This is a genomic window from Allobosea sp. RCC_152_1 (assembly GCF_041360765.1).
GTDB classification, from domain to species: domain Bacteria; phylum Pseudomonadota; class Alphaproteobacteria; order Rhizobiales; family Beijerinckiaceae; genus Allobosea; species Allobosea spartocytisi.
Genome location: NZ_JBFUPU010000005.1, coordinates 74,491 through 94,907, shown reverse-complemented (window position 1 = coordinate 94,907; position 20,417 = coordinate 74,491). Strand labels below are relative to the sequence as shown.

Genomic DNA, 20,417 nt, shown 5'->3' with positions numbered 1-20,417 from the left:
GGACGAGGAAACGAACAAGGAGTAGCCTTATGCGCGCGCAGACTCTCATCCGCTCGATTGCTTTCGCTTCGCTTTTTGCCGCGTCGACCGCGGCGCTGGCCGCCGACAAGGTGACCATCATGGTCGGCGGCTATGAGAAGCAGATCTACCTGCCGGCCAAGCTCGCCGAGAGTCTCGGTTATTTCAAGGATGAGGGCCTCGAGGTCGAGCTCCTCAACGAGGCGGCCGGCGTCGATGCCGAGAACGAGATGCTGGCTGGCGTGGTCCAGGGCGTGGTCGGCTTCTACGACCATTGCGTCGACCTGCAGTCCAAGGGCAAGTTCGTGATGTCCGTGGTGCAGTTCAGTCAGGCGCCAGGCGAGGTCGAGCTGGTTTCGTCGAAATATCCGGACGTCAAATCGATGGCCGATCTGAAGGGCAAGAATCTCGGCGTCACCGGGCTCGGCTCATCGACCAATTTCCTGACGCAGTATCTGATGATGAAGTCGGGCGTGCAGCTCGGAGACTTCACCTCCGTCCCGGTCGGCGCCGGCGCCACCTTCATCGCCGCGATGCAGCAGGACAAGATCCAGGCGGGCATGACGACCGAGCCGACGATCTCGCGCCTGCTCTCGACCGGAGAAGCGCGCATCCTCGTCGACATGCGCACGGTCGAGCAGACCAAGGCGGCTCTGGGCGGCACCTATCCCGCCGCTTCGCTCTACATGACGACGGCCTGGGTCGAGAAGAACAAGCCCATCGTGCAGAAGCTGGCGAACGCCTTCGTCAAGACGCTGAAATACATCGGTACCCACAGCGCCGAAGAGATCGCCGACAAGATGCCGAAGGACTATTACGTCGGCAACAAGGAGGCCTATGTGAAGGCTCTGGCCGACGGCAAGGCGATGTTCACCACCGACGGCGTCATGCCGCAGGGTGGCCCGGAGACGGTGCTGGCCGTGCTCTCCGGCTTCTCGAAGAACATCAAGGGGAAGCAGATCGACCTGTCGAAGACCTACACGACCGAGTTCGTGAAGAACGCCAAGTAAGGCGGGTCTCGCAGACGACCTCTCCGCGGGCGGTGGCTCTGCTCCGCCCGCTCTCGTTCAGCCCATCCCTGTCCCGCCGCTTTCGCGGCGAAGGAGGCCCCATGCCTGCAATCGAGGCGAGCGCAAGCCCGGCGGTCGAGCTGATCAATGTCAGCCGTCGCTTCCTGACCCCGGACGGCAAGTCGATGACGGCCATCCGCGACTTCAACATGAGCGTCGGCCGCGGCGAGTTCGTCGCGGTGGTCGGCCCGACCGGCTGCGGCAAATCGACGACGCTCAACCTCGTCACCGGCCTCGCCAGGCCGTCGAGTGGCGAAGTCCGGCTCTTCGGCGGCCCGGTCGACGGCATCGATCCCCGGATCGGCTTTGCCTTCCAGACGGACGCGCTCTTTCCCTGGCGCAGCGTCATCGACAACGTCGTGGCCGGCCCGCTCTTCCGCGGCAAGCCGCGCGAGGAGGCCTATGCGAAGGCCCGCGAATGGCTGGCCCGGGTCCATCTGAGCGGCCATGAGAGCAAATATCCGCATCAGCTTTCCGGAGGCATGCGCAAGCGCGTCTCGCTGGCTCAGACCTTCATCAACGAGCCGCAGATCCTGCTGATGGACGAGCCCTTTTCGGCGCTCGACGTGCAGACGCGGGTGATCATGCACGACGTGCTGCTCGGATTGTGGTCCGAGGCGAAGGCCTCCGTGATCTTCGTGACGCATGATCTCGAGGAAGCCATCGCGCTGGCCGACAAGGTCTATGTGCTCACCGCCGGCCCCGCGACCGTGAAATCAGTCTATCCGGTGGCGCTGCCGCGCCCGCGCGTGGTCGCCGATATCCGCTACCAGGAGGACTTCATCGCCCTCTCGCGCACGATCTGGGACGATCTGCGCGACGAGGTCGAGCGTGGCGCCGCCCGCGACGAAGCCGTGGCTGCCTGAGGAGATCGATCATGACCGATATAGCCCTTACAGCCGACACGACCTTCCGGCCCGGCACGTCGGATGCCGAAATCGAGGCGGCGGCCGCCAAGGCCGCCCGCAACCGCCGCCGCACGGTCCTGTTCTGGCGCTGGGTGATCCTCTTCGTCCTGCTCGGCGGCTGGGAAGCGGGCGCCCGGCTCGGCATCATCGACGAGTTCTTCTTCTCGCGCCCGAGCGCGATCTGGGAACGGCTGGTCGACTGGGTGGTCAACGGCACCTCGGAGGGCCCGCTCTGGCTCCACCTCTGGGTGACGATGGAGGAGGCGCTGGTCGGCTTCGCGCTCGGTTCGGTGACGGGCATCGTCGTCGGCATCGCGCTCGGCCGCAACCGGATGCTCTCCGACATCTTCTCGATCTACATCAAGCTGATCAACTCCGTCCCGCGCGTCGTCCTGGCGCCGATCTTCATCATGATCTTCGGGCTCGGCCTCGCTTCCAAGGTGGCGCTGGCCTTCGTGATGGTGTTCTTCGTCGTCTTCGCCAATGCCTTCCAGGGCGTGCGCGAGGCGGACCGCAACCTGATGGCCAATGCCCAGATCCTGGGCGCGAAGGGATGGCAGCTCACCCGTTCGGTGGTGATCCCCTCGGCCATGAGCTGGATCTTCGCATCGCTGCATGTGAGCTTCGGCTTCGCAATTATCGGCGCGATCGTGGGTGAGTTCGTCGGCTCCCGCCACGGCATTGGCCTGCTCATCAACATCGCCAAGGGCACCTTCGACGCGGCCGGCATGTATGCGGCGATCGTCGTCATCATGATCGTGGCGCTGGCGGCGGAATATCTGATGACACTGGTCGAGAACCGGCTGGCGACCTGGCGCCCGGCGCCCCTTCACGACACTCAGTGAGGCTCCTCCCGTGGCGTGCCATCTCGGTCCGCCACGGGCAGTTCGGCCAGGACGCGCAGTCCCGGTCCGCCGGATCTGTCGGAAAGCGAGATCGTCCCGCCATGGGCCGCGACGATCTCGCGAACGACCGCGAGTCCGAGCCCTGTTCCTTCGACCGTCGCCGGAGCGAGCCGGTGGAAGCGCTCGAAGACGCGTTCCCGCTCCGCCTCGGGAATGCCCGGCCCCTCGTCCTCGACGATCAGCAGGGCCTGCGTGCCCTGCCGGTCGAGCGTCACGCGCACGGCGCCCCCGGAGGGCCCGTGGCGAAGCGCGTTCTCGACCAGATTGACCACGAGCTCCCGCAGCAGCGTGCTGTGGCCGACCAGAGGGAGGGTACCGACCTTGTCCTCGAAGGAAAGATCCACGCCCCGGTCGAAAGCGATGCCGGCCAGGCTCTCCAAAGCCGCGCGCGCGATGGCGGCGAGATCGATCCGTTCCTTGCGCAAGGCGGCTCCACCGGGCTCCGCGCGCGCCAGCGTCAGCAACTGATTGACGAGGCGGCCCATGGCGTCGATGCCGCCGTCGATCGCGGCCAGCGCGTCGCTCTTGCCCGCGGAGGTCTCCTCGCGCAGCCCGGTCGCGGCCTGCGTCTTGAGCACGGCGAGCGGCGTGCGCAACTGATGCGAGGCATCGGCCACGAAGCGCCGCTGCAAATCGATGTAGCGTTGCACGCGCGCAAAGGCCTGGTTGAGCGCATCGATCAGCGGCTGCAGCTCGGTCTGCACATCCTCCCGCCGCAAGGGTTGCAGGGAGCCGGGATCGCGCGACTGCAGGGCATTGCGGACCCGCAGGAGCGGCGCAAGGCCGCTGCGGAGCCCCAGCAGCGCCAGCAGAGCGGCGATGCAGACGAGGATCGCCTGGTCGCGCAGCGACCTCAGCCAGAGCTCCCGGACCAGCCGGTCACGCCCGTTCAACGTCGCGGCGACGATGACGAGCGCGTTGCCCCCGGCGGTTTCCGAGATCACCGGCTGTGCGAGAGCCACGCCCCGGATATCGTCGACGCGGAAACGCGCATTGTAGAAGACGGGCTGGAGATCGCGCGGCGGCTGAGGCGGCATCTCGATATCCGGAAATCCGGCGATCAGCTGTCCCGTGGGCGACAGCACCCGATAGATCACCCTGTCGCGATCCGGCGAGGCGAACATTTCCAGCGCCGAAGGCGGGATCAGCGCTTCGACGCGCCCGTCGGTTTCGCGAACCTGCTCGGCGATCACACGCGCCGAGGCCAGCAGCATGCGATCGGTGATCAGATTGGCCACGGTTTCGGCGCTGCGCTGCGCCGTCCAGCCGTTGTAGACGACGATACCGGCCAGAGGCAGCAGCAGCCAGCCCAGCAGCTCGGCGCGCAGGCTCCTCGAGCCGGATGCGAAAAAGGGGGAACCGGCTTTTCGCAAGAACCCTGCTCTCACTGTCTAGACGCGTCGCCGCTTCGGATTTCCGGCTCTAGCCGGCAGTCTTTCTCAACGCATAGCCGAGCCCGCGCAAGGTGCCGATCGCAATCGGGCCATCGCCCAGCTTTTTCCGGACGCGGTGGACATAGATCTCGATCGCATTGTCGGTCGCGTCGTCGTTGAGACCGAAGACCGTTTCGGTCAGGGCCGCTTTCGAGACCACGCGCCCCGACGCCAGCAGGAGGGCTTCGAGAACGCTGTACTCCCGCGCCGTCAGATCCAGCGGAGTGCTTTCGAGCTTGAACTGGTGGCTCTCGGTTTCCAGGACCAGAGGCCCGAAAGCGGGGTGAGGAACGCGGCTGTCCTGCTTGCGGCGTAGCTGGGCCCGGATACGGGCTTCGAGCTCCTGCGGATCGAAAGGCTTGACCAGATAGTCGTCGGCTCCGGCGTCGAGCCCGGCCACCCGGCTCGAAACCGCGTCATTGGCGGTCAGGATGATCACGGGAGTGAGTCCGCGCCGCTGCCGGAAGCGCCGCAGCAGCTCCAGGCCGGTCATGTTGGGCAGTCCGATATCGAGGATGATCAGATCATAGAGCTGCGTCGCCAGCGCGGCATCCGCATCCGCGCCGTCATAGACCGCATCGACGACATACCGGCTCTTGCGCAGCAGGCGGGAGAGCCAGTCGGCGAGCTCGCGATTGTCCTCGATCAGCAGGATGCGCATGGCGGGCAGAGTGCCATTTCGCGGCGCCGAGAACCAGCTTCTCTGCGAAGATGAGTTTCGTTCGCGGCCTGGCAGCACTGTCTGTCCTGCCGTTCCTCTCGAGTGGCGGTGGCGGTTTTGTCGCTGCTCTGCTCGCCGGAGTTTTAGCGATAGTGCTCAGCCTGTCCGGCGTCGGCTACCTTTGTGGGCTGTGGGCACGCTACAGTTTGAAGGCGCCGTTCTTCTTGAGCCCGACGGCCGCCCTCGGCCGGATTACTCGACTGGATGACGGGCGCGATCCTGCTCGGAGCCTTGGTGCTCGCCTCTGACCTCATGTTTGGCTGTCAGACGAGCGATGTCGGCGTCACGATGATCTCGTTGACGCAGACATGCGGCGGCAGTGTCGCGACGTGCAGCACGAGGCCGGCGATATCCTCGGGACGAAGCATCCGGGCCCGCACCTCGTCGCTCATCTTGACCGGCCGCTTGTCCATCAAGGGCGTCAGCGTATCGCCCGGCGAAAGCACGCAGGAGCGGATGCCATGCACGCCGTGCTCGATATTGATCGCATGGCTCATGGCGACGACACCACTCTTGGCGGCCGTGTAGACCGGGCCGGGGCCGGCGCTGAGGACATGCGCCGCCAGCGAGCCGATATGGATGAGGACGCCGCCGCCCTGCGCCTGCATCACCGGCAGCACCGCCCGCGAGAGCTGCAGCGCGCCGCGCAGATTGGCGTCGAGCAGCAGGTCGACGGAATCCGGCGTCAGCTTGGACCAGGAGCGGTCGGGAATGTTCGTGCCGGCATTGCTGACGACGATGTCCAGCGAGCGGCCGACGAGGAGCGCGAGCGCGCGCTCGATAGCCGCGACATCGGCTACGTCGGCGGGGGCGACGATCGCCTCCCCGCCTTCGCCCGCGATGCGCGCGGCGAGCTGCTCCAGCGGCTCCAGACGCCGCCCGGTCAGCGCCACCGTCGCGCCGGCGCGGCTCAAGGCAAGCGCCGTGGCCTCGCCGATGCCGCTGGCGGCCCCCGTCACCCAGGCGGTCTTGCCGGCAAGGACCTTCCCGGTTTCGCTCACAGCGGCCACCCGTGCTCGTCGGCCAGCGCCGTCATCACGCCGCGCAATTCGGCGAGGCCGCGCATGCGGCCGATCGCCGGGTAGCCCGGGAAGGTCGGCTTGCCGATGTCGTCGAGCAATTCATGGCCGTGGTCGGACCGGAAGGGGATGCGCCAGTCGGCTTGCCCGGCGGCCTTGCGCCGCGCCTGCTCGCGCAGCAGGACCCGGATGACCGCGACCATGTTGGTATCGCCGCCGAGATGATCGGCTTCCATGAAGGAGCCGTCGGGATCGTTGGCGACGTTGCGCAGATGGGCGAAATGGATCCGATCGGCGAAGCGCTCGGCGATCGCGACGGGATCGTTCTTCGGATTGGCCCCGAGCGAACCGGTGCAGAAGGTCAGGCCGTTGGAGGGGCTGTCGACCGCGCTGAGGATCGCCTCGAAATCCTCCATGGAGCCGGCGATGCGCGGCAGGCCGAGCAGCGACCGCGGCGGATCGTCCGGATGGATCGCCATGCGGATGCCGACCTTCTCGGCGGTCGGGATGATCGCCTTGAGGAAGCGGATCAGGTTGTCGCGGAGCTGCTCGCGGCCGACGCCGTGATAACGCTTCAGCATGACGCGCAGACCCTCGATGTCGTAGCGGTCATAGGCGCCCGGCAAGCCGGCCATGATCGTGGCGAGCAGGCGGTCGCGGTCGGCTTGCGTCGAGGCGTCGTACCATTCCTTGGCGCGGGCCAGCACCTCGGGCGATACGTCGGCCTCCGCACCCTCGCGTTGCAGCATGAAGCAGTCGAAGGCCGCGAACTCATGCGCGTTGAAGCGCAGGGCCATGGCGCCGCTCGGCAGTTTGTGACGCAGCACGGTCCGGGCCCAATCGAGCACCGGCATGAAGTTGTAGCAGATAATGTGCACGCCGGCCTCGGCGAGGTTCACCATCGACTGGCGGAAGCGCTCGTAGAGCGGCTCGACATCATCCTCCGCCAGCTTGATCTTCTCATGGATCCAGAGGCTCTCGACGACGCTCCAGCGCAGGCCGAGCTCGGGCCTGGCGGCGATGGCATCGAAGCGGGCGCGGATCTGCTCGCGTGTCCAGACCTCGCCCGCCGGCACCTCGTGCAGGGCCGTCACCAGCCCGGTCGCGCCGGTCTGCCGGATGTGATCGAGGGGGATGATGTCGTTGGGTCCCCACCACCGCCAGGTCTGTTCCATGGTCTCGCGCTTTCTCAGATAGGCAAGTTCAAAGCGATTTCGGCGGCGTGCCGCCGGGCTGAGGAGGCGAATCCTCGAAAAACTCGGCGTGCTCGACGGCGATCTTTTCGAGCGCCAGCGAGGCGCTGTGCAGATGGGTCTCCATCAACGCCACGGCTCCGTCGGCATCCTGCGAGAGCACGCATTTCACCAGTTGCTCATGCTGGTGGAAGATCATTTCGAGCCACTCCTGGCTCTCCAGCGAGAGATAGCGCAGGCGATCGAGCTGGGTTTTCATCGAGAGAATGAAATCCCAGACATGCGGATGACCGGCGATCAGCATGAGCGCCCGGTGTAGATCCTCATCGGAGCTGAAGAACCCATAATGGTCGCGGCGCGTGATGATCCTGGCCTGCTCCTTGAGCAAACCGTTCAGCACGCGCTCCTTCTCGTGGCCCGTAGCGAGGGCGGCGCTGCGCACGGCGCGGCATTCCACGGTTTGCCGCACGAATTGCGCATCGCGAACGGCCGATAGCTGAATCGGCGCGACGAAGCTGCCGACCTGAGGGACGATGGAGAGCAAGCCCTCGACGGAAAGGCGGTGAAAGGCCTGGCGGACCGGTGTCCGGCTCAGGCCGTAATGCGCTGCCATCTTGATCTCGGACAGTGCCTCTCCCGGCCGCAACTGGCCCGTGAGGATACGCCCGCTCAGGTCGTCATAGACCTGGGTGACGGTCCAGCGGCTCTCGGCTTTCGGGACCACGACCATCGGGCGTCAATGCGCGGCGTTGCTGATGGTGCTGAGGAAGCGCTTGGCGCGCTCGCTCTTGGGAGCCGCCAGCATCTCGCGCGGGTTGCCTTCCTCGACGATCTTGCCGCCGTCCAGGAAGACCATGCGCGTGCCGACATCGGCCGCGAACCTGATCTCGTGCGTCACGACCAGCATGGTCCGGCCTTCCACGGCAAGGTCGCGCATCACGGCCAGCACTTCGCCGACGGTCTCGGGGTCCAGCGCCGAGGTCGGCTCGTCGAACAGCAGGATATGCGGATTGGTCGCGAGCGCGCGGGCGATCGCGACGCGCTGCTGCTCGCCGCCGGACATCTGCGCCGGATAGGCGTTGATGCGGTGCGACAGCCGGACCTTCTCGAACAGGCCTCGCGCCCGCTCCTCGACGGTCTTGCGGTCCTCGCCATGGACGACGACCGGAGCCAGCATGACGTTTTCCAGCGCCGTCAGATGCGGGTAGAGATTGAAGTGCTGGAAGATCATGCCGATGCGGCGGCGCACGTCGATGATGCTGCGCTGCTTGGCTTGCACGGCCTTGCCCTCGAAGAGGATGTTGCCGCCCTCGATGGTCTCGAGGCCGTTGACGCAGCGCAGGAGCGTCGACTTGCCGGTGCCGGAGGGGCCGATGAAGCAGACGATCTCGCCGGCCTGCACGGTGGTCGAGACGCCGTCGAGGATCGTCCTGTCCCCGAAGCGCTTCACGACATGGTCGAACTTGAGAACGGTGTCGGTCATTGTCCTGCTCCGGCCGTCATGAGGCGGGTGTTGACGTGGAAGCGCCGTTCGAGCGCAGCCCCGCCGAGCGAGATGCCGTAGTTGATGAGGAAGTAGATCAGCGCCAGCAGGAGCAGCGGCACGAAGCTCGAGCCCATGGTCTCGCGGATCAGGAGGCCGGTCTTGGTCAGCTCGACATAGCCGATGATCGAGGCGAGCGAGGATTCCTTCAGCGTCGCGATATAGACGCCGACCGAAGGCGGCAGGATGACGCGCAGCGCCTGGGGCACGATGACGTGGCGCATCATCTGCCAATAGGTCATGCCGGCGGCCCGCGCCGCTTCCCACTGGCCCTTGCCGACGCTTTCGAGCCCGGCGCGGATGACCTCGGACATGGTCGAGCTGGCATGGAGCGCCAGAGCGACGGTCGTTGCGGTGAACGGAGACAGATCGATCCCGAAGACCAGCGGCATGCCGAAGAAGACGAAGAACAGCACGATCAGGATCGGGATCGAGCGGAAGAACTCCGTGAACAGCAGTGCCAGCAGCCTGAGCGGCAGGAACGTGGACATCCTGGCAAGCGCGATCAGCGTGCCGCCGACCGCGCCGATCAGCAGGGCGAGCCAGGACAGCCAGATGGTGACGAGCGCCGCCTTCAGCAGCAGCGGCATGTAGGTGAGCAGTTGCGCGCTCATCGATAGGCCTCCGGCTGGCGGAACAGCCAGCGCCCGATGGCGATGCGTCCGAGATTTACGATCTGGCAGAGCACCAGATAGACCACCGCCGCGATGACGAAGGTCTCGAAGAAGCGGAAGGAGGAGGAGCCGACCGTCTGCATCCAGGACGCGACCTCTTCGACCGCGACGGCCGAGGCCAGCGAGGACGCCAGGATGACGGCGATGAACTGGTTGCCGAGCGGGGCGTAGATCGTGCGGAAGACCTGCGGCAGCACGATGTGGCGATAGAGCTGAAAGCGCGTGAATCCCTGCGAGGCGGCGGCCTCGAACTGGCCGGGCGGCACGGCGACGAGGCCGGCGCGAATGATCTCGGCCATATAGCCGGCGCTGTTCAGCGTCAGCCCGATCAGCGCGGAATTGAAGGGCGACATGCGCAGGCCGAGCTGCGGCAGCGCGAAATAGACGATGTAGAGGATGACCAGCAGCGGCGTGTTGCGCATCACCTCGACATAGAGGCCGCCGACGAAGCGCAGGAGCCGCGAATCCGAGCGGCGCATCAGCGCGACCCCGGAGCCGATGGCGACGCTCAGCACGATCGCGAGCATGGAGAGCAGCAGCGTCGCCTGAGCTGCGGCAGCGAGATCGCCGAGATACGGATAGATGCTGCGAAACGAGAAATAATAGGGCACCGATCAGGCCTTCCTGTCCGGCATCGGCTCAACTGGCGCCGATGCACTCCGCGGCGGAAGAGCGACGCCCGCGAGGGCGTCGCCGCATGTGCGAACTCAGTACTTCGCCTGGATCGGCGGCTGCTCGAAGCCGAACCACTTCTGGAACAGCTTCTTGTTGTCGCCCGACGCATTGAACTGATCGACGAAGAGGTTGAGCACGCGCAGCCAGTCCGCGTCGCCGGCCGGCAGGCCGATGGCGATTTCGGCGCGGGCCAGGTCGCCCTCGGCCTCGCGCAGCTTGCCCGGATTCTCCTTGATCGCGTTGCCGTTGTAGAAATTGTCCTCGGCCATCGCATCGGCCTGGCCGGTCAGCACGGCGTTGAGCTCGTCGGCCTGGGTGTTGAAGCGGATGATCTGGGCCTTGGGCATATTGGCCGGGACGGCGCGCTCGGCGGTGCCGCCGCGCGAGATCGCGACGCGGATGCCGGCCTCGTTGGCCTCCGCGATGGTCTTGTAGGGGCTGTTCGCCGGCAGGAGCAGGCGCATCGTGGTGACGAGATAGGGGTTGGTGAAGGCGATCGAGGTCGAGCGCTCGACGTTGCGGGTGAAGTCCGCGATCGTGACGTCCGCCTTGCGGGTCTGCAGGGCGGTGACGCGCGCCGGGATGTCCGAGATGATGAATTCCGGATTGACCTTCAGCGCCTCGGCGAGCCGCTTGGCGATGTCGATATCGTAGCCTTCGGGCTCTCCATTGGGCATCACGCGGCTATAGGGGGGCAGGCTGCCGAGGACCGCGATGCGGATCGTGCCGCGCTGGAGGATGCTCTGGAGAATGCCGGGGGCGTTCTGCGCCTGCGCTGACGCGAGCGTGGCCATGCCGAACAGCCCCACCGCCGCGATACCGCAAAGCGATTTCATGATTCCGCGCTTGGACAACATTGTTTCTCTCCCTTTCCTGTAAGCGGGGCCCGGTCAGGCCGGGTTATTCGTCGAAGGCGAGCTGGACCTTGAGCAAGCGATCGGGGTGCGTCTCGACGAAATCGAAGGCCGCTCGCGCATCGCGCGCGGCGAAGGTCTGCGTGATCATGGCCGCCGGATCGAGGCGGCCGCTCTCGAGCCAGGTCACGACCTCTGGAATGAGCCGCCGGTTCAGGCGCGAGCCGGAGAGCGACAGCTCCTTCCGAACGATGTCCTGCTGGCTGACATTGCAGGGGGCCGGCGAAAAGCCGAGCAGCCCGATGCGGCCGGCGGGGCTGGCGACCCGGCAGGCTTCCTCAAGCAAGGCCGGAATGCCGGCGCCGTCGATCACCACCGAAGGGCCGAGGCCGTCCATTTCCGCTTTCACGGCCTCGGGAACGGAGCGGGAAGGGGAGTGGATGGTAAGATCGGCGCCGAATTCCTTGGCACGCTCCAGCCGGGCCTCGTCGATATCGACGACGATACAGCGGGCGCCCTTCAGCTTGGCGACTTGCAGCACCGTGATGCCGACCGTGCCCGCACCATAGACCAGCACGGTGTCCTCGGCGTCGCAGCCCGTCGCGGTCAGCACGTTGGCGGCGACCGAAAGCGGCTCGGCCAGGGCTGCCACAGCAAATGACAGGTCGCGCGAAACCTTCACCGCGTTCTTCGCGGGCAGGATCGCCTCGCTGCTGAAGCCGCCGTCGCGATGGACGCCGATGACCTCGAGCGTGGCGCAAACATTGGGCCGGCCGCGGCGGCAGGGATAGCAATGGCCGCAGGAGACGACCGGGTCGGCAACGACATGATCGCCGATCGCGAGCGCCGAGACGCCTTCGCCGATCGCGGTGATCTCGCCGGCGAATTCATGGCCGATGATGCGGGGATAGCGGGCAAAGGGATTGGAGCCGTGGAGAATATGCATGTCGGAGCCGCAGATTCCGGCGCGACGAACACGCAGCTTCACTTCACCCGGTCCGGGATTCGGCCGCGAGCCTGAAACCAGGCTGAGCGCGTGCGGCCGCGCAACGCTGACGGCAATAGACTGCATATCCACCCTAGATCATTTTGATGCGTCTTCTTGTATACAAGTGCACTAGCATTCCAGATGCTCGGCTGCAAGCGTGGCGATCGAGAGCGGTCGGCCTACGCCAGTTGATCTCAATGCGCCAAAGTCCCTCAGCGCGCGCCTGCTGAGAGGACGCAGGCCGCGTTGTGGCGCGAGGCGGCCCTGAGGATTCCACCTTTTCGAATGACCGCGCCGAATGGGAAACAGACAGTGAGTCTGCGCCAAATCTGCTCTGTGGGCAGGAGAGCGGGTCCCGTTTTCCTGCCCAATCGACGCTTTGTCGTTCTGGTCTCGCTTTGCTTCAGAGAGCATCTGCATATGCGTGACCGCGACACCGCCTTCTGCGAGTTCGGGCAGGCGCGCGAACTCAGGCTTGCACGTGCGGCGCGCTGTGCGCCTGGAAATTCGCCTCGGTGGCGAAGATCTCGTAGAAGATGAAATGGCCGGGCGCGGTACGATCCTTGTGTAGATCAGGTTGTGGGGCTCGTTGCGAATCTGCGCCACGAGCGGGAGCGTAGCCTTGCGCAGATCGTCTTCCATGCCGGGCTTTGCGCGAACCTCGGCCTCGCATCCAATAGTCTGGGCAGACGGAAGTGATCTCGTTCATGCGGTGCCGATGTCCCCGCTCTCAATGTAGAGGACTATGGAACAGACATAGTTCTCATCATCGCCCGAGACGGCACGCCAAACTCCACTTTCGCTACTTAAACGCCGCCGATCTCCGCCTGAATTGCGGTCGATCGGAGAGCGCTCGTTTCTCTATTGTCCCGGCCGCCGGCTGGTGCCGAGTCCGCTACACGCGTTCATCGATCACGTTCGGAAAACATCGCCGGTGACTTGAAGCTGAGACCGTCTGCTGCCGGGCGGTCCTTCAACGTCAGCTTGTGGCGCTGTGACTTCGCCAGCCAAATCAAACCAAAAACAGTCCTGGAGTTGCTCGTGAAGCGCCGTGTGAAGGCGACTGATGCAGATGGGCGTTCAATTTGAAGCCAACTGGAAGAAATCGACTGGACCCATCTGACCACCCTTCAAGACAACTTCCAAACCATCCAACTGTTGAACTGCGCTATGGGCGCGGCAAAGCGGTGCTCCATCAACCAGCGGGGCCCGGTAAGATAGGCCCCAGATGTCGAGCGCTTTGATTGCGAGAGTGGAGGTGTCTCCGCCGGCGACGACGAGGCGTGAGATGCGGGCACGATCCATGATTCTGCGCATCAGACGACCGGTCTCCCGTGCGACGGAGCGCGGATCGCCCGGAGCGCCGTCAGGTGGTCTCGTGACGAGCATGGTGTCGCCGACGGCGAGGAGTTCCAGAGCTTGCTCACAAAGCGTCTGCCCATAGGATGGCTCGTCGCGCAGCCGGTCGGCATCGACAGGCAGATGCGCGAAGCCGCTTGCGGTCTCGACCTGGGCTCGCGTGACGGGCGAGAGGGAACCGACCAGCGCAAGCACAGGGCCGTACGATCGTGCAACAGGCTGTGACGCAGCCGGCTCCCCCGTCCCCCCCAAGAGTTGCGCCGCCATCCGCGCAACCGAACTCGCACCTACGAGCAGTCCAGGCGCGGCATCGAGAGACTTCCGAAGCCGATCGGCGATCACTGTGAGGTCGCTCTCGCGTGACACATCGAAGAGGATGATGTCCCGATCCAGAATATTCGCTGGTCCTGCGCCTTCCAGGGCCCTGTAGTCCACGAGGCTGATCGATCCGAAGCCTTGAAGCCCGAGATGTCGCCTCAGATCGGCCTCAACCATCGGCGTGACGGGGTGACGGCTCATCGTCGGGTGCCGGTCGATCCGGTAGACTTCACCATCGCCGGCCGCAGCAAAGAGATGACCGAAAAGGCAGTAGCGGCCGAGATTGGGTTGCCCGCCGATGATCGAGATTGGCCCTTCCGGAAAATGCGGCCTCAACGCCGCGACGGCGGCACCGATGTTGCCGACGTGAGGGGCGCTATCGAAGGTGGAGCAGCACTTGTAGTGCATGATCCGCACGCCGAGCTGCGCGAAGAAGCGGCCGGCAGTGTCGAGCACGGGGCCCATCTCGGTTGGAGGCATCGAGCGGGTCGCACCCGCGATACCAACCGCGTCGAGAGGTCCGGCAGAGGCCAGTTGCTCCGGGGTGGGAATGCCGAGAAAGAGTAGCGCCCGAAAGCCGCGCTCGGCGAGCATGGCGAGGGTGTCCGTTGCGCCGGTGAAGTCGTCACCGAACCAACCGTAGAAGGGCGGGATTGTCATCTCGGGGTCAGCACGGTTTGGCGCCGAAAGTATCGAGTGCCTGCTTCAGTTCCGGCTGCCTTTGGGCTGCCTCGGATAACGACACGCCCGCGGCCACCGCCGCCCAGGCCTGGCGGATGCTGGCGACGCCGGCGGCTGGCCCGCCCGGATGCGCCAGGATGCCGCCGCCTGCCATGAACAGGAGATCGGCATGGCCGATCGCATCCCAGGTCGGCTGCGCCGTTCCGGCCCATTGGCCGGAGGAGAAGGCGGGCAGGACCCGGTCATCTAGGTCTTCGGTCAGCGGCGTCACGCAGTCGCGTGCTGAGGAGACGACTTCTTCGTCCTCCTGCGCAAATTTACCCTGCACGCCATGGACATGCATGTGGTCGACGCCAGCCAGTCGCCAGAGCGTCTGATAAGCCTGAAAGGAGATGCCGAGCCAGGGATGGCGTGAGACCGCGCCATAGCCATTGCGATGGCCGTGCAAGACAAGATCGGTCGAGCGGCGCAAGGTCTCTATGCCGGAGAAGCCGCACCAGTTCAGGCTCGCCATCACGCAGGTGCCACCTTCGCGCGCCACGAGATCGGCATGGCGCCTCATCGCGTCGGTCTCGTCCGTGATGTTGAACGCGATCATGACCTGCTTGCCGGTTCGGTCGGCATGGCGGCGGACCGCCGCCATCACCGCCGGGATGCGTTCGGCGAGTGGCGCATGGTCCGGGTTGGCTGAAATCTCGTCATCCTTGATGAAGTCGAGGCCGGCGGCGCAGAGCTTCGACACGAGCTCGGCGGTCTCATCCGGGCTCAATCCGACATTGGGCTTGATGATCGAGCCGACCAGCGGGCCCGCGTCCACGCCGGTGAGCCTACGGGTGCCGGCGATGCCCTGCGCAGGCAGCGCGAAGCGCCGGCGATAGCTCTCAGGAAGACGGATGCTGTCCAAACGCAGCCCGGTGGTCTCGCCGAGGTCGAAGAGATTGCCGGCGACGATCGAGGCGAGCGTGGCCAGATTGGCGCCGACATTCGAGACCGGGAACGAGATGGAGACCTGAGCCCGCCGATAAGGGCCAGAGACGCCTTTGCGGGCGAGCCAGGCATTGGGAAGGCTCGGCGTCGCGGCGGGCGCGAACTCCTCCACCTGTGTGACAACGGCCCGCGTACGATTGCGCAATTCGTCGGTTTCGCCAGCGACACGGGTGAAGGTACCGCTTGACTGCTCGCCGGCCATAATCTCGGCGACGCGCGCGGGATCGAGCGGCGTCTCGATCAGGTAGCTGGCTTCGAAACGGTCATGGTTCATCATGCCCGCGTCACCGGTTTGCTGCGGCAAGCTTCGTGAGATCGGGGAAGGGCCGTACCGGATCCTTGCCGTCCCAGCCTTCAGACGCCTCGCGGATCAACCGGAACATCTCGCCCTTGGGCCCCGCCACTTCCGACAGCTCGATCACGGTGCCCGGGTGATAATGCGTATCGAAATAGATGAAGCGGCCGCGCTCGCCGACCTCGCCGCTCATCACCGGCTTGAAGCCTTCCGCCAGCAACCGCTCAAGGTCTGCGTCGTAATCCGACGTCCAGTAGGCGACGTGCTGCAGGCCGCTATGGCCGGCATCGGTGAAGTCCTTGTACATCGACGGCACGTCGTTGCGGCACTGGATCAGTTCGATTTGGAGCGGCCCTGAATTGGCGAGCGCCACGGAATTGTGCGGCTCATGGGGCTCGCCCTTGTAGCGGTAATTCCGGATCGGAACCTTGGGATTGTAGAAGAAGGGGCCGACGCCGAGTACGCGGCTCCAGTAATCCATCGCGGCCTCGATATCAGGCACGACATAGCCGGCCTGGCGGATCTGGCCGAAAAAGCGGCTCATGGTGATGACCTCGATGCAAGCAGTTCAGAATTTCAGGAAGCCGGTGGAGAGCCAAGGGAAGGCGGCGACCACGACAAGGCCGATCAGCAAGGCCAGCATGTAGCCCCAGATGTATTTGAGGCCGTCGTCGGGATTGACCTTGGAGATGGCGCAGGCGCCGTAATAGCCGACGCCGAAAGGCGGGGCGAACAGGCCGATGCCCATCGCGAAGATCACGACCATGGCATAATGGACCTCATGCACGCCAACTTGCTTGGCGATAGGGAAGAGCAGAGGCCCGAACAGCACGATCGCCGGGATGCCTTCCAGCACGCTCCCGAGAATGATGAAGGCCAGGATTGAGATGGCGAGGAAGCCCCAGCCTCCGCCGGGCACCGACGACATGGCGCGGGCCAGATCCTGCGAGAAGCCCGATTGCGTCAGCCCCCAGGCCATCGCGGTGGCGCAGCCGACGATGAAGATGATCGCGCCGGTGAGCGAGGCCGTGTCGACCAGCATCTTGCCGAGGCGGCGGACATCGAACTGTCGATAGATCAGGAGCCCCGCCAGCACGGCATAAGCGATACCGATGGTCGAAACCTCGGTCGCGGTGGCAACGCCTTCGACGACCGCGGCGCGGATGACGAAGGGCAAGGCAATCGCGGGGAGCGCGATGAGGCAGAGCTTGGCGATCTCGCGGCTCGAATGCCGGACCACATGGCTCAGATCTTCTCCACGATAGCGCCACCAGACGACGAAGCAGAGCGCGATGCCCAGTACCAGCGCCGGCAGCATGCCGCCGGTGAACAGCGCGGCGATCGAGACGCCGGTGACCGAGCCGATGGTGATCAGCACGATCGAGGGTGGGATGGTCTCGGTCTGGGCGCCGGTGGCGGAGAGCAGCGCGACGAGGTCGCCGGGCTTGGCGCCGCGCTTCTGCATTTCCGGGAAGAGGACCGGGGCGATCGCGGCCATGTCGGCGATCTTCGAGCCGGAGATGCCGGAGACCAGATACATCGCGCCGATCAGCACATAGGACAGCCCGCCGCGGACATGGCCGAGCAGCGAGGCGAGGAACTGGATCATGGCGCGCGCCATGCCGGTCATCTCGATCAGGGCGCCGAGGAAGATGAAGAGGGGGACGGCGAGCAGGATGAGATGGCTCATGCCCTCGTCGAGGCGCCCGACCATGACGAGCATCGGGGTCGAGGTCGTGCAGGCGAGATAGCCGAAGGTGGCGAGGGCGAAGGAAAACGCGATCGGCACGCCGGAGAAGACGTTGAGGGCGACGACCCCGACGAAGAAGACGATCAGGTTGAGCTTGCCCAGCGGCTTCAGCATTGGGCCGGCGAACCAGAACAGGGCGACGAACGCCGCCGTGATCGCAATGGCCAGAAGAATGGGCTTGAGCGCGCCTAGGCGCATCAGGCGCAGGCAGGCGACGATCAGCATCAAACTCGTGCCGAGCGGCAAGGCGGCGGCGCGCCAGGCATTGCTCACCTCAAGCGCCGGCGTGACAATGAAATGCTCTTCCTCGGCATATTCCAGCGCATGCGGCAGGATCATCAGCAGGAAGGCGATCGCGGCGGTGATGGCGAGCGCCTCCAGCACCGCACGGGTGCCGGGCGAGACGCGGCTGACGAGCCCGGTCATCCGCATATGCTCGCCACGGCGCAATGCGATCACCGCGCCGAGCATCGACAGCCACAGGAACAGGATCGAGGCGAGCTCGTCCGCCCAGACCAGCGGCGCGTGGAAGACGTAGCGGGCGGTCACGCCGGCACCAAGAATGACGATCTCGGCGAGCACGATCACCGCCGCGACGAACTCGACCAGTCCGCCGAGGCCGCGCTCGAACCTGTCGGCCGCTCGCGCCAGTCCCGTCAGGGGCAGGCACGCAGGCTCTTGCAGCGTTGCGCCGTGCACATCCATTCGTCAGCCTCCCGATCGGGTCGCGGTGCTCAGGCGAGCTTGCCGACGGAGCCTTCAAGCAGGTCCCAGGCCTCCTTGCCGAAGCGCTCCTGCCAATCCTTGTAGAAGCCAGAGTCGCGCAGCTTGGCGCGGAAGGAGTTTGGGTCGGTCTTGTTGAACGCGAGACCCTTCGACTGCAGATCGGCCTGGACGGTCTCGTTGAGCTTCTTGATGTCGTTGCGTTGGGCCACGCCGGCATCGTTGATCGCGGCGGCCACGATCTTCTGCACGTCCGGCGGCAGGCCGCGCCAGGCGCGGCCATTGGCGATGAACCAGAAGCCGTCCCAGATGTGGTTGGAGACTGCGCAGCTCTTCTGCACCTCGTAGAGCTTGGCGACCTGAATGATCGGCAGCGGGTTTTCCTGCGCATCGACGATCTTCGTCTGAAGCGAGGAATAAACCTCGGAAAACTGGAGGCTCGCCGGCGACGCGTCGAGCGCCTTGAACATCGCGATCGACAGCGGGCTGACAGGCACGCGGATCTTGAGGCCGGCCATGTCCTTGGCGCTCTCGATCGGGCGACCCGAGGTCGTCATCTGGCGGAAGCCGTTATCCCACATCTTCTCGAAAGCGTAGAGGTTCACCTTTTCGATCGCCTGGCGGACATGGGCGCCGACGGGGCCGTCCATCGCCTTCCAGACCTGATCATAGTCGGAGAAAGCGAAGCCCACGGCATTGATCGCCGCGACCGGCACCAGCGTCGCGATGACAAGCGCCGAGGGGGTGAAGAAGGTGATGCCGCCACTGCGGACCTGGCTCAGCATGTCGGTGTCGCCGCCCAGCTGATTGTTCGGGAAGATCTTGATCTCGACGCGCCCGTTCGTCTCCTTGGCGATGCGGTCAGCGGCTTCCTGCGAGCGGATGTTGAGCGGGTGGCTCAGGGGCAGGTTGTTGCCATACTTCAGCTCGATCTCGGCGGCCCGGGCGACGAGGGGCGCTCCAATCAGCGGCAAAGCCGCGCCGATGGTGGCGCCGCGCAGAATCGTCCGACGAGTCACTTTGGTCATGTCATCCTCCCGAATGGCCCTCGATGAGCCTTGTCTTGATCTTGGGGGGAACGATAGAAAGGCAGAATGATCGTCGTCAAACTCAAATACTGATGGTTTTTGATGGATTCGGATGTCGCTAAGCATCCACCCGAACCGACTGTGACCGTGGTCGATCCGCATCGGCGGCGTCAGCTGGCCACGGTCGTCGATGTGGCGCGGCTCGCTGGCGTCTCGACCGCGACCGTGGACCGTGTGCTGAACCGGCGTCCGGGCGTCCGGCCGGTCACGACCGAGAGGGTCCTCAGGGCGGCCGCCGATCTCGGTTATGTACTGGATGCGGCCTTGCCTGCCGGTGCGCTGAAACCGCTGCGCCTCGCCTTCCTGTTGCCGGCTGGCAGTAACCGCTTTCTCGCCGGGCTCGGCCGGCTCGTGGTGGAATCGCGCGAGCGACTCGCGTCCTTCAATATCCGCGCGCGGCTTGACCACATCGACAGCTTCAATCCCGAGCTGCTCGCACAGCATCTTCGGACGGTCGGTCGCGAGGTTGAAGGCATCGCCTTCATGGCGATCGAGCATCCCATGGTGCGCGAGGCCGTCGACTGGCTCGCGGAGCGCGGCGTGCCAACTGTGACGCTGATCTCCGATATCGCCAATACGCGCCGCGTCGCCTATGTCGGGCTGGACAATCGCGCAGCCGGGCGGACGGCCGGGCAGCTCATCGCGCGCTTCATCGGATCACGGCCCGCGAAGGTGGCGATGATCGCCGGCAGCCTGAGCTACCGCGCCCATGAAGAGCGCGAAATGGGCTTTCTCTACCTCTTTCGGGAACGTTACCCAGCGATAGAGGTCGTCGGGCTGCGCGAGGGCCATGACGAGGAGGCGCGCAACTACCGTCAGACCAAGATGCTGCTCGCCCGGCATCCCGATCTGGCGGGCATCTACAACATCGGTGGCGGGCCGGAGGGAATTGCACGCGCCCTGAAGGAGGCTGGCCGGCAGAACGACGTGGTCTTCGTCGGCCACGGGCTGACGCCGGAGACGCGTAGCCTCCTGATCGACGGGGTGATGGATGCCGTCATCAACCAGAATCCGCAGGTGGCGCTGATGGATTGCGTCTCCATCTTCGCCAACATCCGGGCGGGCCGCCACCCGCCGGAGGGGACGGCACGGCCTAATATCGAGATCGTGCTGCGCGAGAACCTGCCGTGATAAGCAGCCATTGCTCGTGGCGCTCCGCTTGGCGCTCAGAGATCACAATGCAGCTGGCATGCTACGCCCGCCAGATGGCAGCTA

At 65.3% G+C, this 20,417-nt stretch carries 19 protein-coding genes; 4 read left to right on the top strand and 15 right to left on the bottom strand.

The features are described from left to right. Nucleotides 1–29 precede the first annotated feature (29 nt). The 3 genes from AB6806_RS17665 to AB6806_RS17655 all read left to right on the top strand — a co-directional run bounded on the left by AB6806_RS17665 (nucleotide 30) and on the right by AB6806_RS17655 (nucleotide 2,841). Nucleotides 30–1,028 carry an ABC transporter substrate-binding protein gene (locus AB6806_RS17665; protein ID WP_038363311.1) on the top strand — a complete coding sequence of 333 codons (999 nt, stop codon included), beginning with the start codon at nucleotides 30–32 and terminating at the stop codon, nucleotides 1,026–1,028. A gap of 101 nt (nucleotides 1,029–1,129) precedes the next feature. Continuing rightward, nucleotides 1,130–1,954: an ABC transporter ATP-binding protein gene (locus AB6806_RS17660; RefSeq protein WP_112764296.1), complete on the top strand. Its 825-nt coding sequence runs from the start codon at nucleotides 1,130–1,132 to the stop codon at nucleotides 1,952–1,954. 11 nt (nucleotides 1,955–1,965) lie between these two features. Then, nucleotides 1,966–2,841, top strand: a complete 876-nt coding sequence (locus AB6806_RS17655; protein ID WP_038363314.1) for an ABC transporter permease — start codon at nucleotides 1,966–1,968, stop codon at nucleotides 2,839–2,841. On the opposite strand, the gene AB6806_RS17650 is transcribed toward AB6806_RS17655, so the two are convergent. The 15 genes from AB6806_RS17650 to AB6806_RS17580 all read right to left on the bottom strand — a co-directional run bounded on the left by AB6806_RS17650 (nucleotide 2,835) and on the right by AB6806_RS17580 (nucleotide 19,142). Beyond that, nucleotides 2,835–4,274, bottom strand: coding sequence for a sensor histidine kinase (locus AB6806_RS17650; RefSeq protein WP_370955046.1), 1,440 nt, complete (start codon nucleotides 4,272–4,274; stop codon nucleotides 2,835–2,837). The two genes, AB6806_RS17655 and AB6806_RS17650, sit on opposite strands and share 7 nt — an antisense overlap. Nucleotides 4,275–4,323: 49 nt before the next feature. Next, nucleotides 4,324–4,995, bottom strand: a complete 672-nt coding sequence (locus AB6806_RS17645) for a response regulator (RefSeq protein ID WP_370955045.1) — start codon at nucleotides 4,993–4,995, stop codon at nucleotides 4,324–4,326. Between the two features lie 323 nt (nucleotides 4,996–5,318). Further along, on the bottom strand, nucleotides 5,319–6,065 hold the full coding sequence (locus tag AB6806_RS17640; protein WP_370955044.1) for an SDR family oxidoreductase: 747 nt from the start codon (nucleotides 6,063–6,065) through the stop codon (nucleotides 5,319–5,321). Continuing rightward, nucleotides 6,053–7,249 (bottom strand): mannonate dehydratase, encoded by a 1,197-nt coding sequence (gene uxuA / locus AB6806_RS17635; RefSeq protein ID WP_370955043.1) that lies wholly within the window; start codon nucleotides 7,247–7,249, stop codon nucleotides 6,053–6,055. Before uxuA ends, AB6806_RS17640 begins: the two co-directional genes overlap by 13 nt. A gap of 28 nt (nucleotides 7,250–7,277) precedes the next feature. Continuing rightward, nucleotides 7,278–7,997, bottom strand: coding sequence for a GntR family transcriptional regulator (locus AB6806_RS17630; protein ID WP_370955042.1), 720 nt, complete (start codon nucleotides 7,995–7,997; stop codon nucleotides 7,278–7,280). A gap of 6 nt (nucleotides 7,998–8,003) precedes the next feature. Further along, nucleotides 8,004–8,750 carry an amino acid ABC transporter ATP-binding protein gene (locus tag AB6806_RS17625; RefSeq protein WP_038363322.1) on the bottom strand — a complete coding sequence of 249 codons (747 nt, stop codon included), beginning with the start codon at nucleotides 8,748–8,750 and terminating at the stop codon, nucleotides 8,004–8,006. Further along, entirely contained in the window at nucleotides 8,747–9,424 is a 678-nt protein-coding gene (locus tag AB6806_RS17620) for an amino acid ABC transporter permease (RefSeq protein ID WP_038363325.1), read from the bottom strand. The genes AB6806_RS17625 and AB6806_RS17620 overlap by 4 nt, the downstream gene beginning before the upstream one ends. Further along, complete coding sequence (locus AB6806_RS17615; RefSeq protein WP_370955041.1) at nucleotides 9,421–10,095, bottom strand: amino acid ABC transporter permease; 675 nt, start codon at nucleotides 10,093–10,095, stop codon at nucleotides 9,421–9,423. Before AB6806_RS17615 ends, AB6806_RS17620 begins: the two co-directional genes overlap by 4 nt. A gap of 96 nt (nucleotides 10,096–10,191) precedes the next feature. After that, nucleotides 10,192–11,016 carry a transporter substrate-binding domain-containing protein gene (locus AB6806_RS17610; protein WP_370955040.1) on the bottom strand — a complete coding sequence of 275 codons (825 nt, stop codon included), beginning with the start codon at nucleotides 11,014–11,016 and terminating at the stop codon, nucleotides 10,192–10,194. Nucleotides 11,017–11,059: 43 nt separating this feature from the next. Then, nucleotides 11,060–12,085, bottom strand: coding sequence for a Zn-dependent oxidoreductase (locus tag AB6806_RS17605; RefSeq protein WP_370955039.1), 1,026 nt, complete (start codon nucleotides 12,083–12,085; stop codon nucleotides 11,060–11,062). A 996-nt stretch (nucleotides 12,086–13,081) separates the two neighbouring features. Further along, nucleotides 13,082–14,338, bottom strand: a complete 1,257-nt coding sequence (locus AB6806_RS17600; protein WP_370955038.1) for a four-carbon acid sugar kinase family protein — start codon at nucleotides 14,336–14,338, stop codon at nucleotides 13,082–13,084. Between the two features lie 7 nt (nucleotides 14,339–14,345). Continuing rightward, entirely contained in the window at nucleotides 14,346–15,623 is a 1,278-nt protein-coding gene (locus AB6806_RS17595; protein ID WP_370955037.1) for a ribulose-bisphosphate carboxylase large subunit family protein, read from the bottom strand. Between the two features lie 7 nt (nucleotides 15,624–15,630). After that, on the bottom strand, nucleotides 15,631–16,185 hold the full coding sequence (locus AB6806_RS17590; RefSeq protein ID WP_370955036.1) for a VOC family protein: 555 nt from the start codon (nucleotides 16,183–16,185) through the stop codon (nucleotides 15,631–15,633). A 24-nt stretch (nucleotides 16,186–16,209) separates the two neighbouring features. Continuing rightward, nucleotides 16,210–18,096 carry a TRAP transporter large permease gene (locus AB6806_RS17585; protein WP_142023160.1) on the bottom strand — a complete coding sequence of 629 codons (1,887 nt, stop codon included), beginning with the start codon at nucleotides 18,094–18,096 and terminating at the stop codon, nucleotides 16,210–16,212. 29 nt (nucleotides 18,097–18,125) lie between these two features. Beyond that, complete coding sequence (locus AB6806_RS17580) at nucleotides 18,126–19,142, bottom strand: TRAP transporter substrate-binding protein (RefSeq protein ID WP_142023161.1); 1,017 nt, start codon at nucleotides 19,140–19,142, stop codon at nucleotides 18,126–18,128. Nucleotides 19,143–19,283: 141 nt separating this feature from the next. Between AB6806_RS17580 and AB6806_RS17575 the strand changes: the two genes are divergently transcribed. Beyond that, a complete protein-coding gene (locus AB6806_RS17575) occupies nucleotides 19,284–20,333 on the top strand; it encodes a LacI family DNA-binding transcriptional regulator (protein ID WP_370955035.1) in 1,050 nt (349 codons plus the stop codon). The last annotated feature ends 84 nt before the right edge of the window (nucleotides 20,334–20,417 follow it).

Excerpts from the sequence above, each read along its gene's own strand:
- AB6806_RS17665 (WP_038363311.1), top strand. The coding sequence starts at position 30 with ATGCGCGCGCAGACTCTCATCCGCTCGATTGCTTTCGCTTCGCTTTTT.
- AB6806_RS17660 (WP_112764296.1), top strand. The coding sequence starts at position 1,130 with ATGCCTGCAATCGAGGCGAGCGCAAGCCCGGCGGTCGAGCTGATCAAT.
- AB6806_RS17655 (WP_038363314.1), top strand. The coding sequence starts at position 1,966 with ATGACCGATATAGCCCTTACAGCCGACACGACCTTCCGGCCCGGCACG.
- AB6806_RS17645 (WP_370955045.1), bottom strand. The coding sequence starts at position 4,995 with ATGCGCATCCTGCTGATCGAGGACAATCGCGAGCTCGCCGACTGGCTC.
- uxuA (WP_370955043.1), bottom strand. The coding sequence starts at position 7,249 with ATGGAACAGACCTGGCGGTGGTGGGGACCCAACGACATCATCCCCCTC.
- AB6806_RS17630 (WP_370955042.1), bottom strand. The coding sequence starts at position 7,997 with ATGGTCGTGGTCCCGAAAGCCGAGAGCCGCTGGACCGTCACCCAGGTC.
- AB6806_RS17625 (WP_038363322.1), bottom strand. The coding sequence starts at position 8,750 with ATGACCGACACCGTTCTCAAGTTCGACCATGTCGTGAAGCGCTTCGGG.
- AB6806_RS17620 (WP_038363325.1), bottom strand. The coding sequence starts at position 9,424 with ATGAGCGCGCAACTGCTCACCTACATGCCGCTGCTGCTGAAGGCGGCG.
- AB6806_RS17610 (WP_370955040.1), bottom strand. The coding sequence starts at position 11,016 with ATGTTGTCCAAGCGCGGAATCATGAAATCGCTTTGCGGTATCGCGGCG.
- AB6806_RS17605 (WP_370955039.1), bottom strand. The coding sequence starts at position 12,085 with ATGCAGTCTATTGCCGTCAGCGTTGCGCGGCCGCACGCGCTCAGCCTG.
- AB6806_RS17600 (WP_370955038.1), bottom strand. The coding sequence starts at position 14,338 with ATGACAATCCCGCCCTTCTACGGTTGGTTCGGTGACGACTTCACCGGC.
- AB6806_RS17595 (WP_370955037.1), bottom strand. The coding sequence starts at position 15,623 with ATGATGAACCATGACCGTTTCGAAGCCAGCTACCTGATCGAGACGCCG.
- AB6806_RS17590 (WP_370955036.1), bottom strand. The coding sequence starts at position 16,185 with ATGAGCCGCTTTTTCGGCCAGATCCGCCAGGCCGGCTATGTCGTGCCT.
- AB6806_RS17585 (WP_142023160.1), bottom strand. The coding sequence starts at position 18,096 with ATGGATGTGCACGGCGCAACGCTGCAAGAGCCTGCGTGCCTGCCCCTG.
- AB6806_RS17580 (WP_142023161.1), bottom strand. The coding sequence starts at position 19,142 with ATGACCAAAGTGACTCGTCGGACGATTCTGCGCGGCGCCACCATCGGC.